This window comes from Nonomuraea sp. NPDC001684, from assembly GCF_053596515.1.
Genome location: NZ_JBSFGJ010000076.1, coordinates 21,584 through 29,524, shown reverse-complemented (window position 1 = coordinate 29,524; position 7,941 = coordinate 21,584). Strand labels below are relative to the sequence as shown.

Genomic DNA, 7,941 nt, shown 5'->3' with positions numbered 1-7,941 from the left:
GCCAGGCCGTAGTGGTCGGGGTGCAGGTGGGTGACCAGGACGGCCCTGACGTCGGCGATCCCGTAGCCGGCCACGGCCAGCCCGGCGGCCAGGGCGTCGTAGGCCTCGTCGGTGTTCCATCCGGCGTCCACGATGGCCACGCCGTCGGGCAGTTCGAGGGCGTAGACCAGCACGTATCGCAGCGGGTTGACCGGGATGGGCACCGGGATCGACCACAGCCCCGGCCGGACCCGCTCGACCTCGGGAACCGCCCCGCTCATCCACGCCTCACGCTGGGCCACGCTGGAAGGAGTCACCACGAACTTAGCCATGGCCCCGAATATAGTTCTGGTCCCGAATCATGTTCTACTAGGGGTCATGAAGCTGAGCCGCGAGATCTCAGACGATGGCCGCTTCGTCCGGCAGCCGAACCGCTTCACCGAACGGCTCGGGCCGCCCGAGCCCGGCCGCTACCGGCTCTACGCCTCCTACGCCTGCCCGTGGGCACAGCGCGTGCTGATCGTCCGCGCCCTGCTCCGCCTGGAGGACCTGCTGGACGTCACGATCGTCGACCCCATCCGCGACGAGAAGGGCTGGCGGATCCCCGACGGCGACCCGCCGTACCTGTCGGAGCTCTACCACGCGACCGAACCGGGCTACACGGGCCGCTACACCGTGCCGTGCATCTGGGACAGCCGGGAGGAACGCCTGGTCACCAACGACTTCCCGCAGATCACCCTCGATCTGGAGACGTCGTGGGGCAGCGCGCCCGACCTGTACCCCGAACGCCTGCGCCCGGACATCGACATCATGAACGACCGCCTCTACCACGGCCTCAACAACGCGGTCTACGAGGCCGGCTTCGCCCGCGGGCAGCAGGCGTACGAGGAGGCGGTCGCCCGCGTGTTCACCACGCTCGACCTGCTGGAGGTGCGCCTGGCCGAGTCGGAGTTCCTCTTCGGCACGCTCACCGACAGCGATGTGCGGCTGTTCACCACGCTGGTCAGGTTCGACACGGTTTACCACGGCCACTTCAAGTGCTCGATCAGGCGGCTGACCGACTATCCGGCGTTGTGGGCGTACACCCGCAGGCTCTACGCGATCCCCGCATTCCGCGACACCACGGACTTCGACCACATCAGACGCCACTACTACATGACCCAGACGAACATCAACCCGAGCAGGATCGTTCCGGTAGGACCGGAACTCGACTGGAGCCTGTGACCCCCGGCCTCGGCATCGCGACGAACAGCAGCGCCGAGGCCAGCACCACCCCGGAGGCCACCCACCAGGCGGCCGACGCGCCCGCCTGCCCGGCCAGGACGCCGAGCGTGGAGTTGGCCAGCACCCCGCCCGCCTGGAGCGAGAGCGAGGACGTCGAGGTGACCGTGGTGCGCTCGGCGGCGGAGACCGCGTTGTGCTGCATCTCCAGGCAGAGCAGCCCGGTCACCGACAGCCCGGCGAACATGACCAGGTAGGCCAGCCCGGCCGTCACCAGGCCGGGCACGCCGTCCAGCCCGGCGGTGGCGGCCAGCGAGCCGACCGACAGCGCGCAGAACACCGCGCCCATGGCCGCGCCGCGGGCCGAGCCGCCCGCCACGCGCGCCACGCGGGGCGCGATCGCGCTGCCCGTGGCGCTGGCGGCGTATCCCAGGGCCGCCACGACGGCGTAGGCCAGGCTGCCGCGCTCGGACGTGCCGGCCAGCTCGGCCAGGCGGCCGGGGGTCAGCAGCTCGATCGTCATCAGCAGCACGCCGGACGCGGCGGCGGCGAGCATCAGGCGGCGCAGCACCGCTCCCCCGGCGGCCAGCCGGATCCCGCCGACCACCGTCGAGGGCACCTCGCGCAGCACGCTCCCCAGCGACCGCCGCGCGTGGGCCGGCTCGGGCAGCGCGAACACCACCACGACCAGCAGGACGACGGCCGCGACGGCCCCCAGCAGCGGCGGCACGGCCAGCGGCGTGATCGTCCCAGGCGGCACCAGCAGCGGCACGGCGCCGCCGACCAGCACCCCGGCGCACAGGGCCACCGACTCCAGCGCGCCGCCGCGCGCCAGGCCCGGCTTGAGGTCGGCGTCCTCGCCTTCGAGCTCGTGCAGGGTGTCGACGTACCAGGAGGTGGCCGGGCCGCTGGACAGCGCCCTGGCCACGCCCTTGATCACGCAGGTGACGAGGAACATCCCGAACGTCGTCGAGACGCTCATCAGCGCGAGCGCCGCCGCGGTGAACACCGCCGAGGCGGCCAGCACCATCCGCCGTCCGATGACGTCGGCCAGGCCGCCCGTGGGCAGCTCCAGGCTGACGGTGACGACCGAGAACACGGTCACCGCCAGGCCGATCTGGGTCAGGCTGAGCCCTCTGTCGGTCATCAGCAGCACCATGACGGCGGCCATCAGGCCCAGCGGCAGCCAGGTCAGGAAGCTGACGAGCATGTAGCGCCGTAACGCGGAACGAGCGGTCATCGGTCCTGCTCCTCGTCGCTGGGGGAATCGTCGCGGGGGGAATCGTCGCGGGGGGAATCGTCGCGGGGGAAACCGCCCATCCAGATGTTGACCTGGCGGGCGTCGGGGTCGCCCGAGTAGCGGGCGGCGAGGTCGCGCAGCAGCTCCATGGCCCGGTCGTTGAACTCCCTCAGCCCGGCCGCGGGCAGCTCGACGACGTCGTCGCTCAGCCCGGCCGCCCGCACCCACTCGGGGGCCCACTCGCGCTCGTCGTAGTCCCGGTTGACGCGGGCGAGCACCTCGACCTGGCGCATGCGCATGATCCGGACCGCCTCCCGGCCCTCGGGGGTGCCGGACAGCTCCTGGTTGTCCCAGGAGGTGTAGCGGTGGCGGGCCCGCCAGCGGCGCTCGCGGCCGTCGCGCCGGTCGGGGTCCTCCTCGATGAATCCGTACTTGAACAGCTCGCGCAGGTGGTAGCTGGTCGAGCCGGAGCTCTCGCCGACCTTGCGGCCCAGCTCGCTGGCGGTGGCCGGGCCGTCGCTGCGCAGCAGCCCGAGCAGCCGCACCCGCAAGGGGTGGGCGACCACTTTGAGCACCTGCGGGTCACTGATCCTGTACTGCTCCTCCATGAGCACGACCCTAGACCGCAAAGGCTTTTTTGCAAAGTGATTTTTGCGAATTCCCCGACCTTCTAAACTGGGCGGATGCTCGACGACATCCGCGTGGACGACGCCGTCCTCGCCCTGCGCCCCGACTTCGCCGTGCTGGTGATGCTGGCCCACGGCCTGCGGAACGGCCCCACCGACGACCGCACCCGCGCCTGGCTGGCCGAGGCGTCGGCGTGCGAGGTCCAGGCCGACAAGATCGACGCCTGGAAGGACGCCTACCGCGCCTTCGGCGCCAAGCCGCAGCGCACCAGGCCCTCGGTCGACGCCCTGACCCGGCGCATGCCGCTGCCGGAGATCAACCGGGTGGTCGACGCGTACAACACGATCAGCGTCAAGCACGCGCTGCCCATCGGCGGCGAGGACCTCGACCGCTACCAGGGCCCGGCCCGGCTGGTCCGGGCGACCGGCGACGAGCACTCCGAGGAGGCGCTCGGGCAGCCCGAGCCCGGCGAGGTGATCTGGCGCGACGACGCCGGCGTGACCTGCCGCCGGTGGAACTGGCGTCAGGTGGCGCGCACCCGGCTCACCGAGGACACGACCAACGCGATCTTCCTCCTCGAACGGCTGGAGCCCATGTCGATGGAGGAGCTCCAGCAGGCCGGCAAGGAGCTGGCGGAGCTGCTGGAGGAGCTGTCACCCGGGGTGCGGATCACCAGCAGAATCGTGCCCGGAGGGAAATAAACCTGCCGGCCATACGTTGATACCAAACAGTAACAATGGCGGCTCTCCCTGGATTGACTAGGCGGGCGTGACCTCTTCGGCGTGTCCTGAGAGGATCGTTCGAGGCGGCGCGTGCTCTTCGGCGCGCGCTGCCGGTCCGGGCGAGTAGCCTTGGACAGGTTCTCTAACATCAACGCCGATCTGCGGAAGAGGGCGATTTCCGCCGTGTCGTCTGAGTCGTCGCGGACAAACCCGCTGGCAAGCTTTGGTCAGAACGAGTGGCTTGTCGACGAGCTGTACCAGAAGTACCTTCAAGATCCAGAGTCTGTCGACAAGGCCTGGTGGAACTTCTTCGCTGACTACAACCCTGATTACGGACCGGGCCGGACCCCGGTCAGGGAGGCGGCGAACGGCACTGCGACCGCGCCCGCACCTCCCAAGGCGCCCCCGAAGGCGCCTCCGGCAGCCGAGAAGCCGAAGCAGCCGGCCACCCCGGTGCCCAAGGGCGCCGAGGAGGTGAAGCTGCGCGGCGCCGCCGCACGCACGGCCGCCAACATGGACCTGTCCCTGACGGTCCCGACGGCGACCAGCGTCCGGGCCATCCCGGCCAAGCTGCTCATCGACAACCGCATCGTGATCAACAATCACCTCAAGCGGGGGCGTGGCGGCAAGATCTCCTTCACCCACCTGATCGGCTTCGCGATCGTCAAGGCGCTGAAGGCGATGCCGGAGATGAACTACTCCTACACGGAGGTCGACGGCAAGCCCACGCTGGTCAAGCCCGAGCACGTCGGGTTCGGCCTGGCGATCGACGTCCAGAAGAGCAACGGTGAGCGCCAGCTCCTCGTGCCCTCGATCAAGGGCGCCGAGGAGATGGACTTCCGCCAGTTCTGGGTGGCCTACGAAGAGGTTGTCCGCAAGGCCCGCGCGGGCAAGCTGGGCGTCGACGACTTCTCCGGCACCACGATCTCGCTGACCAACCCCGGCACGATCGGCACCGTCCACTCCGTTCCGCGCCTGATGCCCGGCCAGGGCACGATCATCGGCGTCGGCGCGATGGAATACCCGGCCGAGTACCAGGGCGCCTCGCCCGACACGCTGTCGCGCCTGGCCGTCTCCAAGGTCATGACGCTGACCAGCACCTACGACCACCGGATCATCCAGGGCGCCCAGTCGGGCGACTTCCTGCGCCAGATCCACCGGCTGCTGCTCGGCGAGGACGGCTTCTACGACGAGATCTTCGAGGCGCTGCGCATCCCGTACGAGCCGGTGCGCTGGGTCCAGGACATCTCGGCCTCGCACGACGACGACGTGGCCAAGTCGGCCCGGGTCATCGAGCTGATCCACGCCTACCGCGTGCGCGGCCACCTGATGGCCGAGACCGACCCGCTGGAGTACAAGCAGCGCAAGCACCCCGACCTCGACATCCAGTCCCACGGGCTGACCCTGTGGGACCTCGAGCGCGAGTTCGCCACGGGCGGTTTCGGCGGCCGTCCGCTGATGAAGCTCCGCGAGATCCTGGGCGTGCTGCGCGACTCCTACTGCCGCACGGTCGGCATCGAGTACATGCACATCCAGAACCCCGAGGAGCGGGCCTGGATCCAGGCGCGGGTGGAGAAGCCGCACGCCTCGCCCGAGCGCGACGAGCAGCTCAACATCCTGTCCCGGCTCAACACCGCCGAGGCGTTCGAGACGTTCCTGCAGACGAAGTTCGTCGGCCAGAAGCGCTTCTCGCTGGAGGGCGGCGAGTCCCTGATCCCGCTGCTCGACTCGGTGATCAGCGACGCCGCCGACGAGGGCCTCGACGAGGTCGTCATCGGCATGGCCCACCGCGGCCGGCTCAACGTGCTGGCCAACATCGTGGGCAAGTCCTACGCGCAGATCTTCGGCGAGTTCGAGGGCAACATCGACCCGCGCACCGCCCACGGCTCCGGCGACGTCAAGTACCACCTGGGCGCGAGCGGCGAGTTCACCGCCCCGAGCGGCAAGATGATCACGGCGTCCGTGGTGGCCAACCCCTCCCACCTGGAGGCGGTCGACCCGGTGCTGGAGGGCGTCGTCCGCGCCAAGCAGGACCTCCTGGAGCGCGGCGAGGAGGGCTTCACCGTCCTTCCCGTCCTCGTCCACGGCGACGCGGCCTTCGCCGGCCAGGGCGTGGTGGCCGAGACGCTCAACCTGTCGCAGCTGCGCGGCTACCGCACCGGCGGCACCGTGCACGTGGTGGTCAACAACCAGGTGGGCTTCACCACCTCGCCGGCCTCCTCCCGCTCGTCGGTCTACGCGACCGACGTCGCGCGGATGATCCAGGCGCCGATCTTCCACGTCAACGGCGACGACCCCGAGGCCGTGGTGCGCGTGGGCCAGCTGGCCTACGAATACCGCCAGGCGTTCCGCAAGGACGTCGTCATCGACCTCATCTGCTACCGCCGCCGCGGCCACAACGAGGGCGACAACCCCGCCTTCACCCAGCCGCTGATGTACGACCTGATCGACGCCAAGCGCTCCACCCGCAAGCTCTACACCGAGGCGCTGATCGGCCGGGGCGACATCACGGTGGAGGAGGCCGAGTCGGCGCTGCGCGACTACCAGGCCAAGCTGGAGCAGGCGTTCACCGAGACGCGCGAGGCGGCCAAGAAGCCCAAGGAGGCGGCCGCCATGCGGGTGCCCCCGGCCGAGGTCGTCAAGTGGTCCCACGCCGACACCCCGACGGCGATCAGCGACGAGACGCTCAAGCGCATCGTCGACACCCAGCTCAACCTGCCCGAGGGCTTCACGCCGCACCCGCGCCTGGCGCCGGTGCTGCAGCGCCGCGGCCAGATGGTCGAGACCGACTCGATCGACTGGGCGATGGGCGAGACGCTGGCGTTCGGCTCGCTGCTGATCGACGGCCACCCGGTGCGCCTGGTCGGCCAGGACTCCCGGCGCGGCACGTTCACCCAGCGGCACGCGGTGCTGGTCGACCGGATGACCGGCGCCGACCACACGCCGCTGAAGCAGTTCAACGAGGGCACCACGAAGTTCTACGTCTACGACTCGCTGCTCAGCGAGTTCGCGGCGCTGGGCTTCGAGTACGGCTACAGCGTCGTGCGTCCCGATGCCCTGGTGGCCTGGGAGGCGCAGTTCGGCGACTTCGTCAACGGCGCCCAGACGATCATCGACGAGTTCATCTCGTCCGGTGAGCAGAAGTGGGGCCAGCGCTCCTCCGTCGTGCTGCTGCTGCCGCACGGCTACGAGGGCCAGGGCCCCGACCACTCCTCGGCCAGGATCGAACGGTTCCTGCAGGTCTGCGCGCTCGACAACATGACGGTCGCGCAGCCGTCCACGCCGGCCAACTACTTCCACCTGCTGCGCTGGCAGGTGGAGTCCAACCGGCGCAAGCCGATGGTGGTCTTCACGCCCAAGTCGCTGCTGCGGCACAAGGCGGCCACGTCGAAGGCGTCCGACTTCACCACCGGCACCTTCCAGCCGGTCATCGGCGACACCACGGTCGACCCGGCCAAGGTCACCCGGATCGTCCTGGTCTCGGGCAAGCTCTACTACGACCTGGCCGCGCAGCGCGACAAGACGGGCCGCGACGACGTCGCGATCGTCCGTCTTGAGCGGCTCTACCCGTTCCCCACCGAGGAGCTCACCGCCGAGCTGGCCCGCTACGGGCAGCAGGCCGAGCTGGTGTGGGCCCAGGACGAGCCGGTGAACATGGGCCCGTGGCCCTACCTGACGCTGAAGCTGGCCGAAGACCCGCAGGCGCTCGGCGGCCGGTCGCTGCGCCGCGTCTCGCGGACCCCGAACAGCTCGCCCGCGACGGGTTCGCACAACTCGCACGACACCGAGCTGGAGGAGATCCTCCACCAGCTCTTCGGCTGAGCAGGCCGCCAGTGAGCCCCCGGCCGTCCGGCCGGGGGCTTCTGCGTTGACCGGCAGGGTGAGGCCCCTGCCTGCACGAAGGAGAGAACCCATGTACTTCACCGATCGAGGGATCGAGGAGCTGGTCGATCGGCGGGGCGAGGAAGAGGTCAGCGTGCTCTGGCTGGGCGAGCGGCTGCGCGAGTTCGTCGATCTCAACCCCGAGTTCGAGACCCCGATCGAGCGGCTGGCCACCTGGCTGGCCCGCCTCGACGACGAGGACGACGACTGACGGGATTCCGCCGCCGAGACGCGATACATCTTGAGTTTTCGAGTAACGCGACATATCGT

General features: G+C 69.8%; 7 protein-coding genes. 4 read left to right on the top strand and 3 right to left on the bottom strand.

Annotated features, from left to right (window positions below; all coding sequences use genetic code 11):
* Positions 1 to 311: MBL fold metallo-hydrolase (locus tag ACWCSD_RS17020; protein ID WP_449915898.1), on the bottom strand; the 311-nt coding region annotated here is incomplete at its 3' end.
* A gap of 46 nt (positions 312 to 357) precedes the next feature.
* On the opposite strand from ACWCSD_RS17020, the gene ACWCSD_RS17015 reads away from it, so the two are divergent.
* Positions 358 to 1,203 carry a glutathione S-transferase family protein gene (locus ACWCSD_RS17015; RefSeq protein ID WP_358288903.1) on the top strand — a complete coding sequence of 282 codons (846 nt, stop codon included), beginning with the start codon at positions 358 to 360 and terminating at the stop codon, positions 1,201 to 1,203.
* Here the strand turns inward: ACWCSD_RS17015 and ACWCSD_RS17010 are convergent.
* A complete protein-coding gene (locus ACWCSD_RS17010; protein WP_397164429.1) occupies positions 1,151 to 2,440 on the bottom strand; it encodes an MFS transporter in 1,290 nt (429 codons plus the stop codon). The genes ACWCSD_RS17015 and ACWCSD_RS17010 overlap by 53 nt on opposite strands.
* Positions 2,437 to 3,048 carry a winged helix-turn-helix domain-containing protein gene (locus tag ACWCSD_RS17005; RefSeq protein ID WP_449915895.1) on the bottom strand — a complete coding sequence of 204 codons (612 nt, stop codon included), beginning with the start codon at positions 3,046 to 3,048 and terminating at the stop codon, positions 2,437 to 2,439. The genes ACWCSD_RS17010 and ACWCSD_RS17005 overlap by 4 nt, the downstream gene beginning before the upstream one ends.
* Positions 3,049 to 3,123: 75 nt before the next feature.
* Between ACWCSD_RS17005 and ACWCSD_RS17000 the strand changes: the two genes are divergently transcribed.
* The 3 genes from ACWCSD_RS17000 (at position 3,124) to ACWCSD_RS16990 (ending at position 7,882) form a co-directional block, all read left to right on the top strand.
* A complete protein-coding gene (locus ACWCSD_RS17000) occupies positions 3,124 to 3,768 on the top strand; it encodes a B3/B4 domain-containing protein (protein ID WP_387671223.1) in 645 nt (214 codons plus the stop codon).
* Positions 3,769 to 3,972: 204 nt separating this feature from the next.
* Positions 3,973 to 7,611, top strand: coding sequence for a multifunctional oxoglutarate decarboxylase/oxoglutarate dehydrogenase thiamine pyrophosphate-binding subunit/dihydrolipoyllysine-residue succinyltransferase subunit (locus ACWCSD_RS16995; RefSeq protein WP_397164424.1), 3,639 nt, complete (start codon positions 3,973 to 3,975; stop codon positions 7,609 to 7,611).
* Between the two features lie 91 nt (positions 7,612 to 7,702).
* Positions 7,703 to 7,882 carry a DUF6104 family protein gene (locus ACWCSD_RS16990; RefSeq protein WP_352323532.1) on the top strand — a complete coding sequence of 60 codons (180 nt, stop codon included), beginning with the start codon at positions 7,703 to 7,705 and terminating at the stop codon, positions 7,880 to 7,882.
* The last annotated feature ends 59 nt before the right edge of the window (positions 7,883 to 7,941 follow it).

Excerpts from the sequence above, each read along its gene's own strand:
- ACWCSD_RS17015 (WP_358288903.1), top strand. The coding sequence starts at position 358 with ATGAAGCTGAGCCGCGAGATCTCAGACGATGGCCGCTTCGTCCGGCAG.
- ACWCSD_RS17010 (WP_397164429.1), bottom strand. The coding sequence starts at position 2,440 with ATGACCGCTCGTTCCGCGTTACGGCGCTACATGCTCGTCAGCTTCCTG.
- ACWCSD_RS17005 (WP_449915895.1), bottom strand. The coding sequence starts at position 3,048 with ATGGAGGAGCAGTACAGGATCAGTGACCCGCAGGTGCTCAAAGTGGTC.
- ACWCSD_RS17000 (WP_387671223.1), top strand. The coding sequence starts at position 3,124 with ATGCTCGACGACATCCGCGTGGACGACGCCGTCCTCGCCCTGCGCCCC.
- ACWCSD_RS16990 (WP_352323532.1), top strand. The coding sequence starts at position 7,703 with ATGTACTTCACCGATCGAGGGATCGAGGAGCTGGTCGATCGGCGGGGC.